A 16,075-nucleotide genomic window follows, 5' to 3' on the forward strand; every position below is an offset into this window, starting at 1 on the left:
CGGGTAAATTATTGATAAGATAAATTTACCCTTTATATCCTCACCCCCTCGTCACTTAAGCATTATTTATCTTTTTGTTTATTTTCAGGACAAATTATATCGCATTAATAAATTGATCTCGTGAATATATTAAAAACCAGGCCAGCCGACAGTGTGATATTAAATTGGTGTATACTTGAACCTCTGTTAATTCTGTAGATTCTTAAGGCAACGGAATGTCACTCTATAAAATTCCGCTTAATCAGTCCGTGGTCAACGCCAGCACAGAAAGAGTCATCTGGACGCTTACCAATTTCAAACGGGTCTGCGTCTCCTTTTCTGGCGGAAAAGATTCCACCGTGATGCTGCATCTCACCGGCCAGCTTGCAAGAAAGCTCAATAAAAAATTCAGCGTCCTGTTTATTGACTGGGAAGCCCAGTTTTCCAGCACCATTGAGCACTGCGAAAATATGCGCCGGGAATATGCTGACGTCATCGACACCTTTTATTGGGTCGCGCTGCCGCTGACCACGCCAAATGCGCTCACCCAGTTCAGCCCGGAATGGCAATGCTGGGAACCCGGCGTACCCTGGGTACGCCAGCCGCCAGAGCACGCCATCACCGATCCTTCGTTTTTCCCGTTTTACCAGAAGGGCATCTCCTTCGAGCAGTTTGTCCGGGAGTTTGCCGAATGGTTTTCACAAAAGCGCCCGGCCGCCGTCACTATCGGCATCCGCGCTGATGAGTCCTACACACGCTTCCTGGCGATAGCTTCCCAGCGCAAGCTGCGCTTCGCCGACGACAAGCCCTGGACCAGCATCGCCCCCGGCGGCCATGCCTGGTACGTTTATCCGATATACGACTGGAAAACGGCAGATATCTGGACCTGGTTCTCCCGCAGCGGCCTGTCCTATAACCCTTTGTATAATTTGATGTATCAGGCTGGCGTCCCGCTGCGCTACATGCGCATCTGCGAACCGTTTGGCCCGGAGCAGCGTCAGGGATTGTGGCTGTATCATGTGCTTGAGCCGGATCGCTGGGCGGCCATGTGCGAGCGCGTGGGCGGTGCCCACAGCGGCGGCGTCTACGCCGGGCATGACAATCAGTTTTACGGCCACCGTAAGATAGAAAAACCCGAGGGGCACAGCTGGAAAACCTACGCCCTCTTCTTGCTGGAAACCATGCCGCCACCCACCGCCGAGCACTATCGCAATAAAATTGCCGTTTATCTGCACTGGTATCAGAAACAGGGTACGGAAGACATCCCCGATACCCAGACGGGCGATACCGGTTCGAAGGACATTCCCTCGTGGCGACGCATCTGCAAGGTTCTGTTAAATAACGATTACTGGTGCCGGATGCTCTCATTCAGCCCAACGAAATCGCAGCACTACAAGCGCTATAGTCAGCGCATGGCGAAAAAACGACAGGAGTGGGGAATTTTATGCAAAAACAAATAATCGATCAGATGACCGCCTGGCTGGAGACGCTACCGGAGGCGGAACGCATTGAGGCGATAAACGCCTTCCGCATCGCTATCCATCGCACGAGCCCATTTCGCAATCAGCCGGTGGACTGTGTGCTGTGGGTGAAGCAGGATGAAATCACCCCGAACGATTACAACCCCAACAACGTCGCTCCGCCGGAGAAAAAGCTGCTATTGAAATCGCTGCAAACCGACGGGTTTACCCAGCCTATTGTGGTGCATGAGCCTGAGAATCAGCATTATGAAATCATCGATGGCTTTCACCGCCAGCAGCTTGCCACGTCAAAGAGCGCGCTGAAGTCGAAGCTGAAAGGCTATCTGCCAGTCGCGGTACTGCAAAACGAGGCCAGCGAAACCTCCGGGCGCATGGCTTCCACCATCCGCCACAACCGGGCGCGCGGGCGGCATCAGATTAACGCGATGGCCGACATCATTCGGGAGCTGGCACAGCTCGGCTGGACGGACAAGAAAATCGGCGAGGAGCTGGGGATGGACGCCGACGAAGTGCTGCGGCTGCGGCAAATCAACGGTCTGCTGGATATGTTCAGCGACCGTCAGTTTTCCGAAGCCTGGACGGTGAAATAACTACAGCTGGCACAGCCGTTCGGCGGCGGCGAGCAGCGTCGATTCCTGCTTCGCAAAGCACAGGCGAATCAGCTTGTGCGGGAAAGGATCGGCGCAGAACACCGACAGCGGGATCGCCGCCACGCCCACCTCTTTGGTCAGCCACTGGCAAAAGCTCACGTCATCCAGATTGGATATCGCGCTGTAGTCGGCCAGCAAAAAATAAGTCCCTTCGCACGGCAGGATCTCCAGGCGACTGTTCGCCAGCGCGTTAATAAACACATCCCGGCGCGCGCGGTAGAACTCCGGCAGTTCGCGGTAATGTTCTGGCTGGGTGCGCAGCATATCCGCCAGCGCCAGCTGCGCGGGCGTATTCACCGCAAACGTCAGGTACTGATGAACTTTGCGCAGCTCCGCGCTGATTTCAGCAGGCGCCACGCAGTAGCCTACCTTCCAGCCGGTCATATGGAAGGTTTTACCGAACGAAGAGACCGCCACCGCGCGTTCACGCAGCTGTGGATGCGCCAGCACGCTGGCGTGGCCTTCTTCCGCAAAGCAGATGTGTTCGTACACTTCATCGCTGATGACGTAAATTTCACGTTCCGCAATGGCCTGCCACAGGGCGTCGAAATCACTTTTCTGCCACACGGTCGCCGAGGGGTTGTGAGGCGTATTCAGAATAACCAGCCTGGTTTTATCGCTCAGGAGCGCCGCAAACGCCTGCCAGTCGACGCGAAAATGCGGCGGCTGGAGCGCAATACGTTTCAGTATGCCGCCGGAAAGTTCCACCACGGGCGCATAGCTGTCGTAGCTCGGGTCAAAACAAATCACTTCGTCGCCTTCACGCACCAGCGCGGTAATCGCGGCATACAGCGCTTCGGTTGCGCCCGCCGTCACGGTGATGTCGGTATTCGCGTCCGGCGCATGGCCGTAAAGCTCAGCCGTTTTCGCCGCAATCGCTTCACGCAGCGCGGGCACGCCCGTCATCGGCGCGTACTGGTTCGCGCCCTGCGCAACGTGATGCGCCAGACGCTCCTGTAAAAAGCGCGGGCCGTCAAAATCCGGAAAGCCCTGAGACAGGTTGATCGCTTTGTGCTCAAGGGCCAGCGCGCTCATCTGCGTAAAAATGGTGGTGCCGAGATTGGGGAGTTTGCTTTGCGGAATCAGTCGGTTAGTGCTCATTATCGTTTTACCCGAATGTAATGCAGTTGTTGCTGCCACTATAACACGATGTTAGTATTTGGCAATCAAGACGCTTAGACGTCTAAACGATATGAATATTCCCGCCTGCGGAGAACGGTAAAATGACTGAAAATCGGCCAATTAGCGCCCTCGTTGAAACCTGCCACTGGATTGGACGCAAAGGCTGGGCACCCGCTACCGGTGGGAATATGTCCGTGCGGGAAGATGCACGAACCTGCTGGCTCAGCGAATCCGGCAAAGACAAAGGCTCGCTCACGGAAGCCGACTTTTTGCAGGTCGAGATCGCCACTAATCAGGCACCTTCAGGCCGCAAACCCTCCGCAGAAACCGGCCTGCATACCCTGATTTATCGTTTGTTCCCGGAAGCCGGGGCGGTTTTGCACGTTCATACCGTCAACGCGACCGTTCTCTCACGCATTGAAAAATCGGCTGAATTAGTGCTGCACGGCTACGAAATGCAAAAATCGCTGCGCGGTCAGAGCAGCCATCTCGACAGCGTGGCTGTTCCCGTATTTGATAACGACCAGGACATCGACGCCCTTGCCCGCCGCATCGAACACTACGCCAGCGAACGCCCACTCAGCTACGGCTTCCTGCTGCGCGGCCACGGCCTGACCTGCTGGGGTCGCGACGTCGCCGAAGCGCGCCGTCATCTCGAAGGGCTGGAATTTTTGTTTGAATGCGAACTGCGCCTGCGCCAACTGGAGAAACCATGATCCGCGCCATAGTGACCGACATTGAAGGCACCACCAGCGATATTCGCTTCGTCCACAACGTACTGTTCCCCTACGCGCGCGAGCGCCTGGCGGCGTTTGTGACTACGCAGCAGGATTCGGATCCTGTGAAATCCATCCTGAGCGATCTGCGGGAAGAAATCGACCAGCCGCAGGCCGGCACGCAGGAACTTATCGACACCCTATTCCGCTTTATGGACGAAGACAAAAAGTCGACGGCGCTGAAGGCGTTGCAGGGCCTGATCTGGCGCGACGGCTATGTGAACGGCGACTTCACCGGCCACCTCTACCCGGACGTGCTGCCAACGCTGGAAAAATGGAAAGCCCAGGGCATTGATCTTTATGTTTATTCCTCCGGCTCGGTGGCGGCGCAAAAACTGTTATTTGGCTACAGCGACGAAGGTGATATTACTCATCTGTTCAGCGGCTATTTTGACACGCACGTCGGCGCCAAGCGCGAAGTGCGGTCTTACCGGAACATTGCAGAACAGCTCAGGCAGCCTGCCGGACACATTCTGTTTTTAAGCGATATACATCAGGAGCTGGACGCCGCCCGCGAGGCCGGATTCCGCACCGTGCAGTTAATTCGTGGCGACGATGATGCCGCCAGCCATCACCCGCAGGTTTCCCGATTCGACGACATTGACCTGGAGCAGATCCCCTCATGAGCGCCCTGACTATTTTCTCTGATTCTGACGCCAGCCGCCCGACCTGGCACAGCACCGACGGCCACGAAATTCAGCAGCAGCTGAACGGCAAAGGCGTGCGTTTCGAGCGCTGGCAAGCCGACCGGGATTTGGGTGAAAACCCGACTGCCGAAACGGTCATCAACGCTTACCAGCACGCTATCGACAAGCTGGTGCAGGAAAAAGGCTACCAGAGCTGGGACGTTATCAGCCTGCGTGCCGACAACCCGCAGAAGGACACTCTGCGCGAAAAATTCCTCAACGAACACACCCACGGCGAAGACGAAGTGCGCTTCTTTGTTGAAGGCGCCGGGCTGTTCTGCTTGCATATCGGTAACGAAGTGTTCCAGGTGCTGTGCGAGAAAAACGATCTGATCTCCGTTCCCGCAGGCACCCCACACTGGTTTGATATGGGCTCAGAGCCGAACTTCACCGCTATTCGTATTTTCGACAATCCCGAAGGTTGGGTAGCTCAATTTACCGGGAGTGATATTGCGGGTGGATATCCGAAGTTGAGTTAAATACAGGAAAGCCTCTTTGTGAAGACGGAGAGGTTTTTTTTACAGCCCTCGTTCAGCCATTTCTGCACTCGTTACATTCCCTACATTTTTCTCTGGAGCGCCCTCGCATTTCACGACGTTGCCCTCAACTATTCCCCCTGTATTTATATCCAGCGAGATATAATAGCCACGTGCGCAATAAGTAAAGTTCGAACAAGAGAAGTAAAAGAAGAGAAGTAAAAGAAAAGCATTTAAGAAGACGCAGCGCAAAGGTGCTCGAACACCTTTACGCCGCTAACCACAAACAACTGACTGAGGAGTTATTTATGGCTGAGCAGAAGTGTATGCCAGATCCCACCGTGGCCCAAACAGATCTTCCGGAATCAGAAACGAATGCTCGTTTTCCCGAGGTAACGCACAAAAAGAACGCCCGTCGCCTGCACGGAAAAAGTACCGACGCCGCAACGATCCACCCCAGAGCCGATACCCCGGAGACCAGCGCCGCCTGCTGCGAGCTGCATTCCCGGATCCGCCATCAGTATATTCCCCTGTCAGGAGAATGGCTGACGAAAGCCGGATTTCTGGACGGAATGCCAATCAAAATCCGCGTGATGCCGGACTGTATCGTTATCACTCCGCAAAACACCCGCGAGCTGTGATGTTGAACTGCTCCCGGTTTGAGGCCGGGAGATTTTAGGGGATAACCCCAATATTTACTTTAGCGAAAAGCAAGCGTCATTTTTCAACAAAATATTATGATGCTCAGGTAAATTAGGTCAATTCAAATTGGGAATTAGCAGAAAATAAGTTTATACAGTAAGGGCCCTAGAATATAGGGCCATCATAATATGAGATGTTTTGACTCACAGTAAGGAATTAAGTGCAAAATGCGCTTTTAATTCGACTAAAGTGATTTCTGTAGTAAAATTTCCAGCTGCCGCTCAAAAAGCCCCCAACTATCTGTTAATCTTTCTTCGCTACCAGGGAAAACTTCACAAAGAAAAGAAACCAAATCGTTAATACTAACGCTATCTCTCATGTTACTAGTCAATAACTTCCACAATATCTTCCCATCTGTATCATACGAATTCAGGGACGATGGAATGTTTTTATTTCTAAATTTTTCTGATAAAAAGTAGTCATTTGCTTTAGCTTCATATTGAGATATAAGCTCAGAAATAGATGAGTTATTAAAGTAATTTAGATTTTCAAGAGAGGATATAAAGTCATAATCAGTATTAATTACCATTTTATTCCTAACTTCTTTCTCTAAACTTGAAATAGGAAGAAAAATAACATCTTGATAGTAAGGATAGCTATCCTTCACTAAATGGCAATCGAGTTTAGGTATGTTCAAACCACATTCTTTGACTTGAATTTCATTATCTTTTATGAAATTGTGGTAATTGCAACCTCTACACGGGGAACCATTTTCCTTATGAAATTGAGCCTCCATATCTCCATCAAGCACTATTACCATTTTAGTGTTATTGAACAGTCCATTAATCTTAAATTCATGAGTAAAACTCAGAACCTCTCTCCATCCACCAAGCGCAGATACATTCACAAGTTTATTTTTAGATAACCCATTTTTTCTTATGGTTTCGGTAACTATTTTCTTTGCAAGTTCATCTTCAACACAAACAATATAATCGTATCCTGATGATTCATATATCCCCCTAATTGCATAATGTGGATAACATGGTGTTGTCACACTAACCTTGCCACTACTCAAATGAGATTCCAATAAAAATATCTGATCTTGCCTTAAATTTTATATAATATCTCTGCTATGTGTAGAGAATATTATACAGATCCCATGCTCTCTGGATACTTTATTACAAAATTGGATAAATCTCTTCTGAGATGATGGGTGCAACGCAATTTCCACCTCATCAATAATTATCAGAAACGGTTCTTTATTATTATTTTTATCCGATGCATAAGTTATTCTATAATATATATAGTCAAGTATTTTCAACAAAAGATACTCGCCAGAACTCATTTTGTATTGAGTTATAAAACCACTATCCTTCTTTAGAAGGAATGGACGTTCTGTCCTTATTAGAAAGTTTTCAGGCTCTTTTTGTATTGCTTTAGCCTGTCGATTTAAATCAGCCTTAGTAATCGTCTTTAGCCCTTTATAGTAATTTTCATTTCCCTTGAGAATCTTGCCAAGATTCTTAAAAACAAAATCAGGAGCATCAGACAGATCTTTTTCTGAGAAAGAAACATAGTGCGAGCAGTAATTATTTATTACGTGCAGCGATGAATTTATAAATCGGCTGCCATAAATAATACCTGGCTCATGAAATCCTTTTATCTCTGCCAGATCACCACTTTCACTCCATTTTCCAGAACTTTGAGCCCATGTACATTCATCACGTCCTAATTTAATAGAAAGTGATGATGTAGCTCTTTTTTCATCAAAAAAAAATTTTATTTACGTTGGATTGATCTATTAGCTGAGAAATTGCGTTAAGAATTGTAGATTTCCCCGAACCATTACCACCGACAAGACAGACAAGCCTTGGTTTAAAGTCTATAGCCAACGACAATTCATTTATAGCCTTAACATCTTTTATCTTAACTTCTATTTTTTATATGTAGACATATTTTCCTCTGACAGCATTTAGCTATTCCATATTTACATTGCTTTCCAACTTCCGTTATTTTTCATATAACTAACACCTTATTATATGATACATTTATTTTACTCTAACAACCTTAGCCATTTGATTTCACCAATTATATTATTTTTGCATTCAAGTTTAAAGATCAAATAAATTAATACATTGCCTTACGTTAAATATTGTATCGAATTAGGAATATCTAAATGGGCAAAAAAAAGATCTCACTTCAGCACCTCCCCCTTCACATACTCAACCAGCTGATCCAGCACAATTCCCCAGCCTTCATGGAAGCCCATCTGTTCATGCTGTTTTCTTTTTCTGCGGTGGCATGCCGGGCTATTGCGGTGTATCTTGTCTTGCCTTCACCAGCATCTTCCAGTAGCAGAATGGCGGTCATAAAGGGGTCTTCGGCGGGCTTCCAGCCTTTAGTGTAGCCGTCGGTAAAGACCAGCTTGCGACCGGGATCGATTTCCAGAAACACACCCTGGTTGCGCATCTCGTGGCCATCAACGTCAAACACGGTGTTGAATCGCCCGCCCACGCGCAGGTCAATCTCGCATTCGGTCACCATGTGGGGAGCGGGAATAAAGAAGCGTTTGATGTGCTCTGGCGTGGTCCAGCAGATCCACAGTAAATCGCGCGGTGCATCCACCACGCGTTCCAGCTTCAGGTCGGTATTCGGGTTCTGAGTCACGGTTTTGTCCTCTTTGAGGGGCTCCCCTTAAAGAGAGTCAGACTCCGACAAATCTCCCCGCGGCAACCTCTTCTGGCGTCACAACGCCCGTGTCGAGCACCCAGCCGCTGATGAGTGCAGCAGGCGTCACGTCGAATGCAGGGTTGTAAACTTTTGCCTCTTTCGGGGCCCACTGCACGGCACCAAAGCTCCCTGCCACACCGGTGACTTCGGCGGCGGCACGTTGTTCAATCGGGATCGCGTCCCCGTTCGGGCAATGCGGGTCGAGCGTCGTCTGCGGCGCAGCAACGTAGAACGGAATGCCGTGAAACTTCGCCAGCACCGCCAGCGAGTAGGTGCCGATTTTGTTCGCCACATCGCCGTTGGCGGCAATGCGATCTGCCCCCACCCACACGGCGTCGACCTGCCCTTTCGCCATCAGGCTGGCGGCCATCGAATCGGTAATCAGCTGATACGGCACGCCGAGTTCGCCGAGCTCCCAGGCAGTGAGTCGCCCGCCCTGCAACAGCGGACGCGTTTCATCCACCCAGACGTTCACCACGTTACCCTGCTGATACGCGAAGTTAATCACGCCGAGCGCAGTGCCGACACCCGCCGTTGCCAGGCCGCCGGTGTTGCAGTGCGTCAGCAACCGGCTACCCGGTTTGACGAGCGCGCTTCCCGCCTGCGCAATACGCTCGCAAAGCTGCTTATCTTCCTCAATCAGCCGCAGCGCTTCAGCCACCAGCGCCGGAACAAAATCTTCATGCGCCAGAGCGAGCTTCATGCGGTCGAGATTATTCATCAGGTTTACTGCCGTCGGGCGCGAGGCGCGCAGAGTTTCCAGTGCGGTGAGCAGTTCATCGCGGTTAAGCCCACGCTCCGCGAGCAGCGCCAGCAGCAGGCTGGCGGAAAGGCCAATCAGCGGCGCACCGCGCACGCGCAGGGCATGAATGTGGCCAACCAGCGCCTCTACGCTGCTGGCGTCCAGCCAGTTCGACTGCTGCGGCAGCGCCTGCTGGTCGAGAATGAACAGCTGGTTATCGCGTACCCGCAGGCTGGTGGTCTGTAATGTCTGCATAGCGTTAAATCCCTGTTGCGTTGTTGTAGCACATTGTGTCAGGATGAATTCCGGATGTATAGACGTCTGAATGGCTTTATTTCTGGCTATCTGATTATAAGAACATGAGGAACGAGGCAATGTCGCACTACCACACCTTCACCGCTCAGGATGCCGTTGCTTATGCGCAGCAGTTTGGCGGCCTGGACAATCCGTCAGAGCTGGTATCCGCGCAGGAGGTCGGCGACGGCAACCTCAACCTGGTGTTTAAAATCTTCGATACCCAGGGCGTAAGCCGGATTATCGTTAAGCAGGCGCTGCCCTACGTGCGCTGCGTCGGCGAGTCCTGGCCGCTGACCCTTGACCGCGCGCGGCTCGAAGCGCAGACGCTGGTTGAGCATTACAAACATGCGCCGGAGCACACGGTCAACATCCATCATTTCGACCCGGAGCTGGCGGTGATGGTGATGGAAGATCTGTCCGATCACCGCATCTGGCGCGGCGAGCTGATTCAGGGCATCTATTACCCGCAGGCCGCCACGCAGCTCGGCGTTTACCTCGCGCAAACCCTGTTCCACACCAGCGATTTTTACCTGCATCCTCACCAGAAGAAGGCGCAGGTGGCGAACTTCATCAACCCGGAAATGTGCGAGATCACCGAAGATCTGTTCTTCAACGACCCGTATCAGGTGCATGAGCGCAATAACTACCCGGCTGAACTTGAAGCCGACGTTGCCGCGCTGCGCGACGACGTGGCGCTTAAACTGGCGGTCGCCTCGCTCAAACACCGCTTCTTCTCTCAGGCTGAAGCGCTGCTGCACGGCGACATCCACAGCGGATCTATTTTCGTCGCCGACGGCAGCCTGAAGGCGATCGACGCCGAGTTTGGTTATTTTGGCCCGATTGGCTTTGACGTCGGCACGGCAATTGGCAACCTGCTGCTGAACTACTGCGGCCTGCCGGGCCAGCTCGGTATCCGCGATGCCGCCGCCGGGCGCGAGCAGCGTCTGGTCGATATTCAGGAGCTGTGGAACACCTTCTCCGAGCGCTTCCAGGCGCTGGCAACGGAAAAATCCCGCGACGCCGCACTGGCCTTCCCCGGCTACAGCAGCGCGTTCCTGAAGAAAGTGTGTCACGACGCGGTTGGCTTCTGCGGCACCGAACTGATTCGCCGAAGCGTGGGGCTGTCGCACGTGGCGGATATCGACACCATCAAAGATGACACCATGCGCCACGAGTGCCTGCGCCACGCCATCACGCTTGGCCGAGCGCTGATTGTGCTGGCGGACAAAATCGACGGCGTGGATGAGCTGATTGCGCGGGTTCGGCAGTACAGCTAGCTTTGATGCCCGGTTATGCTAATTGCCCGGTGGCGGCAATGCCTTACCGGGCCTACAAACTGATTTCATTGCCAGGCGGCGCTTCGCTTGCATAGACCTACGGGACTTGTAGGCCGGGTAAGCGCAGCGCCACCCGGCACTAGCCCAGATATTCAATCACCGACAGCCCGCCGTTGTAGTCCGTGCTGTAGATAATCCCCTGCGCATCAACAAACACGTCACAGGACTGAATCACCTGCGGCCTGCCCGGACGCGTATCCATCATCCGCTGCGGCGCGGCGGGCACCAGCGCGCCGGTTTCCACCGGACGGTACGGGTTGGAAATGTCATACGCGCGAACGCCTGCGTTCTGGTACGTCGCGAAAATCAGCGTCGGGCTGACAAAGCTGCCAGGGCGGTTTTCATGTAGATTATGCGGGCCAAAATGCGCCCCCTTCGCCACGTAGTCGGTTTCATCCGGCTGCGGAAAAGTGGCGATGCTCACCGGGTTCGACGGTTCACGAATATCAAACAGCCAGATAAGCTTCTCACCGTCTTCCTGATTATCCCGAACCGCTTCGTCCAGCACCACCAGCAGATCCCTGTCAGGCAGCGGCAGCGCGGTATGCGTTCCGCCGCCAAACGGCGGGCTCCAGTTGCGATGGGCAATCAGCTTCGGTTCCGTTCGGTCTTTCACATCCAGAATCGTTAATCCGCCGTCGCGCCAGCTGCCGTAGGCGGTGTCGCCCGCAATGATGGCGTGATGCAGCGCGTAGCGTTTGCCCTCCGGCCAGTCCGGCGTTTCGCCCGCCGCCTGGTTCATGCCCGGCAGCCACCAGCGCCCGGCCACTTCCGGTTTGCGCGGATCGCTAAGATCGATAGTCAGGAAGATATAGTCGCTAAAGCCGTCGATCAGCGCCGAAACGTACGCCCAGCGCCCACCGACGTACCAGATACGGTGGATGCCGATGCCGTTGAGCGAAAGAAAACCAATTTCTCTGGGTTTATCAGGCGTGGAGATATCGAACACGCGCAGTCCGGCGCTCCAGCCTTTGTCCTGTACGTCGCTGACCGTCTCACCCACGGAGCGGGTGTAATAGACCTTTTCATCGGCGAAGCGCGCGTCGGCAAACAGATCCCGGGCGTTGATCACCAGCAGAAGATCGTCGTGGGACTGCAAATGCACGTTCCACGTCCCCGGCGGTGCGGCGATGTAGTTCACCGCTTTAGGATTTTTGGGGTCGCGCACATCAACCACAGAAAAGCCCTGCGACACCATATGCCCGATGTACGCATAGCCACGATGCACCATCAGCTGTACGCCGTCGGGCCGCCCGCCCTGGTCGCTGTGCCCAATCAGCCGCATATTGCGGCTGTAGTCCAGGCAAGGTAAGTCAGACATTGTTGATTCCCTACGCCGGATGGCGGCTGCGCCTTAACCGGCCTGCAAAACCCCAGGTCCGGTAAGCGCAGCGCCACCGGGCATTATTTTGATTTCGCTTCCAGCGTGGCAAACCACGGCGCAATAAAGTCTTCCGTCTGCCCCCAGCCCGGAATGATTTTACTTAAGGACGCCACGTTCACCGCGCCCGGCTGCGCCGCCAGCAGCGCCTGCGGAATCGCCGCCGCTTTAAAATCGTAGGTCGCAGGCGTGGCTTCCCCGGCAATTTTATTGGCGATCAGACGCACGTTGGTGGCACCAATCAGCTTAGGATCGACCGCCACGCTCACCTTCCACGGGCTGTTGGCCTCGCGCATCAGCTGCAAATCCTGGTTAGAAACATCGATGCTGTAGAGTTTGATTTCGGTGCGGCCGTTCTCTTTCAGAGCCTTATACGCACCCTGGCTGAATGCATCCCAGGTGCCCCAGATAGCGTCAATTTTGCCTTTCGGGTATTTCGCCAGCACCGCGCCCACTTTGTTCGCGGTATCGCCCTGCACGTCGGAAGAGACCGCGCCGATGGACTCCAGTTCTTTAATACCCGGGTTCTGCTTCAGCAGTGCTTTGTACGCGGTTTCGCGGCGCTCCATTGGCGGGAAGCCTGCCACCCACAGCTTGATGATGTTGGCCTTGCCGTTAAAGTCTTTCACCAGCTGGCCGAAGGAGAGATCCGTCAGCGAGGCGTCGTCCTGCTGAGTCACGGTCACACCCGGAATCTCGCCGTTCACCGCAGTATCAAACACCGCCACTTTAATGCCCGCATCGACGGCCTTTTTCACCAGCGTCGTGGAGTATGGATCGCGGCCCTGGGAGAGAATAATGCCGTCATATTTCTGGCTGATGGCCTGGTTGACGAAGTCCTGGAATCTGGCATCGTCGCCGTTGCTCAGGAAGGTGCTGACCTTAAAGCCGAGCTTTTTGCCTTCCTGAATCGCGCCGGAGACAAACTGCGTGGTGTTGTCGTCCGAGCCGAGGTTACGAATAATCGCGATACGGATCGGCCCGCTGTGGTTGGCGATAGCCGCCGGAACCGGCGTCGGGGTTTCAGCAAAGGCGGCCACGGAATTGAGCAACCCCAAAGCGATAAGCGACAGCGTGATTTTTTTCATTATGTTTACCCTGATGTTGTGTTGTTTGGTTGTTGTTATGTCCGGCGCTGAAAATAGGTCAGAGCCAGCGCGCCAGCCAGCACCAGACCTTTGATAATGTCCATCGCGTAATACGGCACCGAAAGCATCACCAGTCCGTTCGACAGCACACCGAGGATCACCGCCCCCACCAGCGTGCCGAGCGCATTCGGCTTGCCGGAGCCGGCGAGCGAGAAGCCAATCCACGCTGCCGCTACCGCGTCCATCAGGTAGCCGCTGCCCGCGTTCACCTGCGATGAGCCGATGCGTGAGGCCAGCAAAACGCCACCTAAGCCCGCGAGCAAAGACGCAATCACGTACGCCGCCACCTTGTAGCGTGTGGTGCGCAGCCCGGAAAGGCGCGCGGCTTCGGGGTTGCCGCCGATGGCGTACATCCTGCGTCCGTGTGTGGTCAGCGACAGCGCAAGCTGCGCCACAACGGTCACCACCAGCATGATGATAACGATGGTTGGCACCTGGCCGAGCAGGCCGAACGCCGCCGGGATCGTGCCTTCCGCCATGTCGCCGCTCGGCAGCACCATGTTCTCAGTAATCGAGCCGCCGAAGCTGTACGTCGCCGCCACGCCCTGCACAACGAACAGGCTAGCCAGCGTGGCCAACATGTCGGGAATACGCAAAATCACAATCAAAAAGGCGTTAAACAGCCCGACCAGCGTACAGAGCAGCAGCGTCACCACGATGGCTTCGGTGGTGCCAAAGCCGTGCCAGACGAAAAGAGAAATCACCAGCGCGTTGGCGAGAGAGGCTGTCGATCCCACCGAGAGATCGAACCCGCCGACGGTCAGCGAAATCGACACGCCGACGGCAATCACCGTCACGATGGCGATAGAGCGCAGAATGTTGATGATGTTGAACGGATCGAGGAAGTTGTCCGACGCGAGGCCGAAAATCACCACCAGCGCCACCACGGTCAGCAACATGCCCCATTTGTAGAGGAAATCGAAAAACTGCTGACGGCCCGATGCCGTCGCCTTAACTGTCAGGGCCTTGCTCACGACGCTGCGCCTCCGGTGGAGTAATAAAGTAAGGTCTCTTCGCGGGCATCGATGCCCGCCACTTCTGCCACAATTTTGCCGTCCCACAGCACGCAGATGCGGTCGCACAGGCCGACCAGCTCGGCGAACTCGCCGGAGGCATAAATCACGCCTTTGCCCCCGCGGGCGAGGCCATCAATCAGGTTAAACAGATCGGTTTTGGCTTTGACGTCCACGCCTTTGGTTGGCTCATCGAAAATCAGCACGTTCGCGCTCCCCCGCAGCCATTTGCCAATCGCCACTTTTTGCTGATTGCCGCCGGAGAGCCTGCGCAGCGTCTGTGCCGGGCCGGTGGTGCGAATCCCAACGCGGGCAATGACTTCTTCAGCCCAGCGCCACGCCTGACGATGGCCAAACAGGCTCCAGCGTGAAAAGCTGTTGTCTGCGCCGACCGCCAGATTCATACCAATGGACTCGTCGATAAAAATACCCTCTTTACGACGCTCTTCCGGCACCAGCGCCAGGCCACGGCTGACGGAATCCGCCGGGTCGCGCGGCTGCCAGGGCTGCCCATTCAGTTCGCCCCGCTCAACGCGGCTTTTGCTCGCGCCAAACAGCGCCTTGCAGAGCTCGGTTTTTCCTGCACCTGCCAGGCCAGCAATGCCCAGAATCTCGCCTTTGCGCAGTCGCAGAGAAATCGCCTGGAGCAACTTTTCATCGTGCAGGCCGTCGACCTGCAACACTATCTCATCGCTATGCGGCGGGCGACGCGGCGGGAAAATATTGGTCAATTCATGGCCGAGCATCTTCTCGACTATCTGCTCCCCGCTGAGCGTCGCCATCGGGCTGCTCTCAATCAGCCGCCCGTCGCGCAGCACCGTCAGGGTGTCGCAGATGGCCTTTAATTCGTGGATGCGGTGGGAGATAAACACCACGCCGATGCCCTGCTGCTGCAGGCGTTTGACGACTGCAAACAGCCGCTCGCTTTCGTGGCTGTCCAGCGGCGCGGTAGGTTCATCAAGTATCAGAAACCGGCAGTGATGCGACAGCGCCCGCGCCAGCAGAATTTGCTGCTTTTCGGCCAGCGTGCAGGCGTCAATGGAACGCTTCACGTCAAGATCCACATCCAGCTGTGCCAGCGCCGCTTTCGCCTGCTGGCGCACCTGCCGCCAGCTGAAGCGGTAGCCCGGCTCCGCCAGATGATCGAGCATGATGTTCTCGGCGATCGACAGCCCAGGCACCAGCGCCACATCCACTTCCTGCTGAACCAGATGAATGCCCAACCGTTTGGCATCACGCGGGGAACGGATGCTCACCGGCTGATTATTAATGACAATTTCGCCTTCGTAGCGATCCCAGGTGCCGCAGAGCACCGCCATCAGCGTGGATTTCCCCGCGCCGTTGGCCCCGGTCAGCGCATGCACGGAGCCGCCGGTGAGCGTGAACGCCACCTGGGTTAAGGCTTTAAAACCGGAGAACGCCAGGCTGATGCCGCGCATCTCAAGGCGATTGACTGCCATCCGCTGAACACCCTTATCGTTAATCGTCTGATTCGTGGACTGTTCCACAGCCGCCCTTGACTGACAAAGGCGGAAAAGGCATAAGATAAAGCGAAATAATATTAGCCATCCGGATGTCCAGACATACCATCGGGAGAGCGATAATACACAAGGAC

Annotated in this window: 16 protein-coding genes and 1 pseudogene; 7 read left to right on the top strand and 10 right to left on the bottom strand. The window is 54.3% G+C overall.

What is annotated here, in order from left to right; all coding sequences use genetic code 11:
- Nucleotides 1-215: 215 nt before the first annotated feature.
- Entirely contained in the window at nucleotides 216-1,439 is a 1,224-nt protein-coding gene (locus RTU33_RS00255) for a DUF3440 domain-containing protein (protein ID WP_312624512.1), read from the top strand.
- A complete protein-coding gene (locus tag RTU33_RS00260) occupies nucleotides 1,424-2,050 on the top strand; it encodes a ParB N-terminal domain-containing protein (RefSeq protein WP_312624514.1) in 627 nt (208 codons plus the stop codon). The genes RTU33_RS00255 and RTU33_RS00260 overlap by 16 nt, the downstream gene beginning before the upstream one ends.
- Here the strand turns inward: RTU33_RS00260 and RTU33_RS00265 are convergent, their stop codons facing one another.
- Nucleotides 2,051-3,211, bottom strand: coding sequence for a pyridoxal phosphate-dependent aminotransferase (locus RTU33_RS00265; RefSeq protein WP_312624516.1), 1,161 nt, complete (start codon nucleotides 3,209-3,211; stop codon nucleotides 2,051-2,053).
- Nucleotides 3,212-3,333: 122 nt separating this feature from the next.
- Here RTU33_RS00265 and RTU33_RS00270 point away from each other — a divergent pair, with 122 nt between their 5' ends.
- The 4 genes from RTU33_RS00270 to RTU33_RS00285 all read left to right on the top strand — a co-directional run bounded on the left by RTU33_RS00270 (nucleotide 3,334) and on the right by RTU33_RS00285 (nucleotide 5,811).
- Nucleotides 3,334-3,948 (top strand): methylthioribulose 1-phosphate dehydratase, encoded by a 615-nt coding sequence (locus RTU33_RS00270; RefSeq protein ID WP_312624517.1) that lies wholly within the window; start codon nucleotides 3,334-3,336, stop codon nucleotides 3,946-3,948.
- A complete protein-coding gene (gene mtnC, locus RTU33_RS00275) occupies nucleotides 3,945-4,634 on the top strand; it encodes an acireductone synthase (protein WP_312624518.1) in 690 nt (229 codons plus the stop codon). The genes RTU33_RS00270 and mtnC overlap by 4 nt, the downstream gene beginning before the upstream one ends.
- Entirely contained in the window at nucleotides 4,631-5,173 is a 543-nt protein-coding gene (locus RTU33_RS00280) for an acireductone dioxygenase (RefSeq protein WP_312624519.1), read from the top strand. Before mtnC ends, RTU33_RS00280 begins: the two co-directional genes overlap by 4 nt.
- 305 nt (nucleotides 5,174-5,478) lie before the next feature.
- The gene (locus RTU33_RS00285; RefSeq protein ID WP_409438209.1) at nucleotides 5,479-5,811 is read left to right on the top strand and encodes a SymE family type I addiction module toxin; all 333 of its coding nucleotides are present in this window, start codon (nucleotides 5,479-5,481) and stop codon (nucleotides 5,809-5,811) included.
- Nucleotides 5,812-6,056: 245 nt separating this feature from the next.
- On the opposite strand, the gene RTU33_RS00290 is transcribed toward RTU33_RS00285, so the two are convergent.
- From RTU33_RS00290 to mtnA, 5 genes and pseudogenes are all read right to left on the bottom strand, one after another.
- The gene (locus RTU33_RS00290) at nucleotides 6,057-6,866 is read right to left on the bottom strand and encodes a hypothetical protein (protein WP_312624520.1); all 810 of its coding nucleotides are present in this window, start codon (nucleotides 6,864-6,866) and stop codon (nucleotides 6,057-6,059) included.
- A 60-nt stretch (nucleotides 6,867-6,926) separates the two neighbouring features.
- Nucleotides 6,927-7,595 (bottom strand): AAA family ATPase, encoded by a 669-nt coding sequence (locus RTU33_RS00295; protein ID WP_312624901.1) that lies wholly within the window; start codon nucleotides 7,593-7,595, stop codon nucleotides 6,927-6,929.
- The gene (locus RTU33_RS00300; protein ID WP_312624522.1) at nucleotides 7,579-7,710 is read right to left on the bottom strand and encodes an ATP-binding protein; all 132 of its coding nucleotides are present in this window, start codon (nucleotides 7,708-7,710) and stop codon (nucleotides 7,579-7,581) included. Before RTU33_RS00300 ends, RTU33_RS00295 begins: the two co-directional genes overlap by 17 nt.
- Before the next feature lie 296 nt (nucleotides 7,711-8,006).
- A pseudogene (locus RTU33_RS00305) lies at nucleotides 8,007-8,479 on the bottom strand (SRPBCC family protein).
- A gap of 37 nt (nucleotides 8,480-8,516) precedes the next feature.
- Nucleotides 8,517-9,539 (bottom strand): S-methyl-5-thioribose-1-phosphate isomerase, encoded by a 1,023-nt coding sequence (gene mtnA, locus RTU33_RS00310; protein WP_312624524.1) that lies wholly within the window; start codon nucleotides 9,537-9,539, stop codon nucleotides 8,517-8,519.
- A gap of 119 nt (nucleotides 9,540-9,658) precedes the next feature.
- Here mtnA and mtnK point away from each other — a divergent pair, with 119 nt between their 5' ends.
- Entirely contained in the window at nucleotides 9,659-10,858 is a 1,200-nt protein-coding gene (gene mtnK / locus RTU33_RS00315) for an S-methyl-5-thioribose kinase (protein WP_312624525.1), read from the top strand.
- 139 nt (nucleotides 10,859-10,997) lie between these two features.
- On the opposite strand, the gene RTU33_RS00320 is transcribed toward mtnK, so the two are convergent.
- From RTU33_RS00320 to RTU33_RS00335, 4 genes are all read right to left on the bottom strand, one after another.
- Nucleotides 10,998-12,239 carry an LVIVD repeat-containing protein gene (locus RTU33_RS00320; RefSeq protein ID WP_312624527.1) on the bottom strand — a complete coding sequence of 414 codons (1,242 nt, stop codon included), beginning with the start codon at nucleotides 12,237-12,239 and terminating at the stop codon, nucleotides 10,998-11,000.
- Nucleotides 12,240-12,322: 83 nt separating this feature from the next.
- Nucleotides 12,323-13,387 carry a sugar ABC transporter substrate-binding protein gene (locus RTU33_RS00325; protein WP_312624529.1) on the bottom strand — a complete coding sequence of 355 codons (1,065 nt, stop codon included), beginning with the start codon at nucleotides 13,385-13,387 and terminating at the stop codon, nucleotides 12,323-12,325.
- Nucleotides 13,388-13,422: 35 nt separating this feature from the next.
- Entirely contained in the window at nucleotides 13,423-14,421 is a 999-nt protein-coding gene (locus tag RTU33_RS00330; RefSeq protein WP_312624530.1) for an ABC transporter permease, read from the bottom strand.
- Nucleotides 14,418-15,920 (bottom strand): sugar ABC transporter ATP-binding protein, encoded by a 1,503-nt coding sequence (locus tag RTU33_RS00335; RefSeq protein WP_312624902.1) that lies wholly within the window; start codon nucleotides 15,918-15,920, stop codon nucleotides 14,418-14,420. Before RTU33_RS00335 ends, RTU33_RS00330 begins: the two co-directional genes overlap by 4 nt.
- Nucleotides 15,921-16,075 lie beyond the last annotated feature (155 nt).

The sequence above is a fragment of the Scandinavium sp. genome (assembly GCF_032012665.1).
In the GTDB taxonomy this organism is placed as follows: Bacteria; Pseudomonadota; Gammaproteobacteria; order Enterobacterales; family Enterobacteriaceae; genus Scandinavium.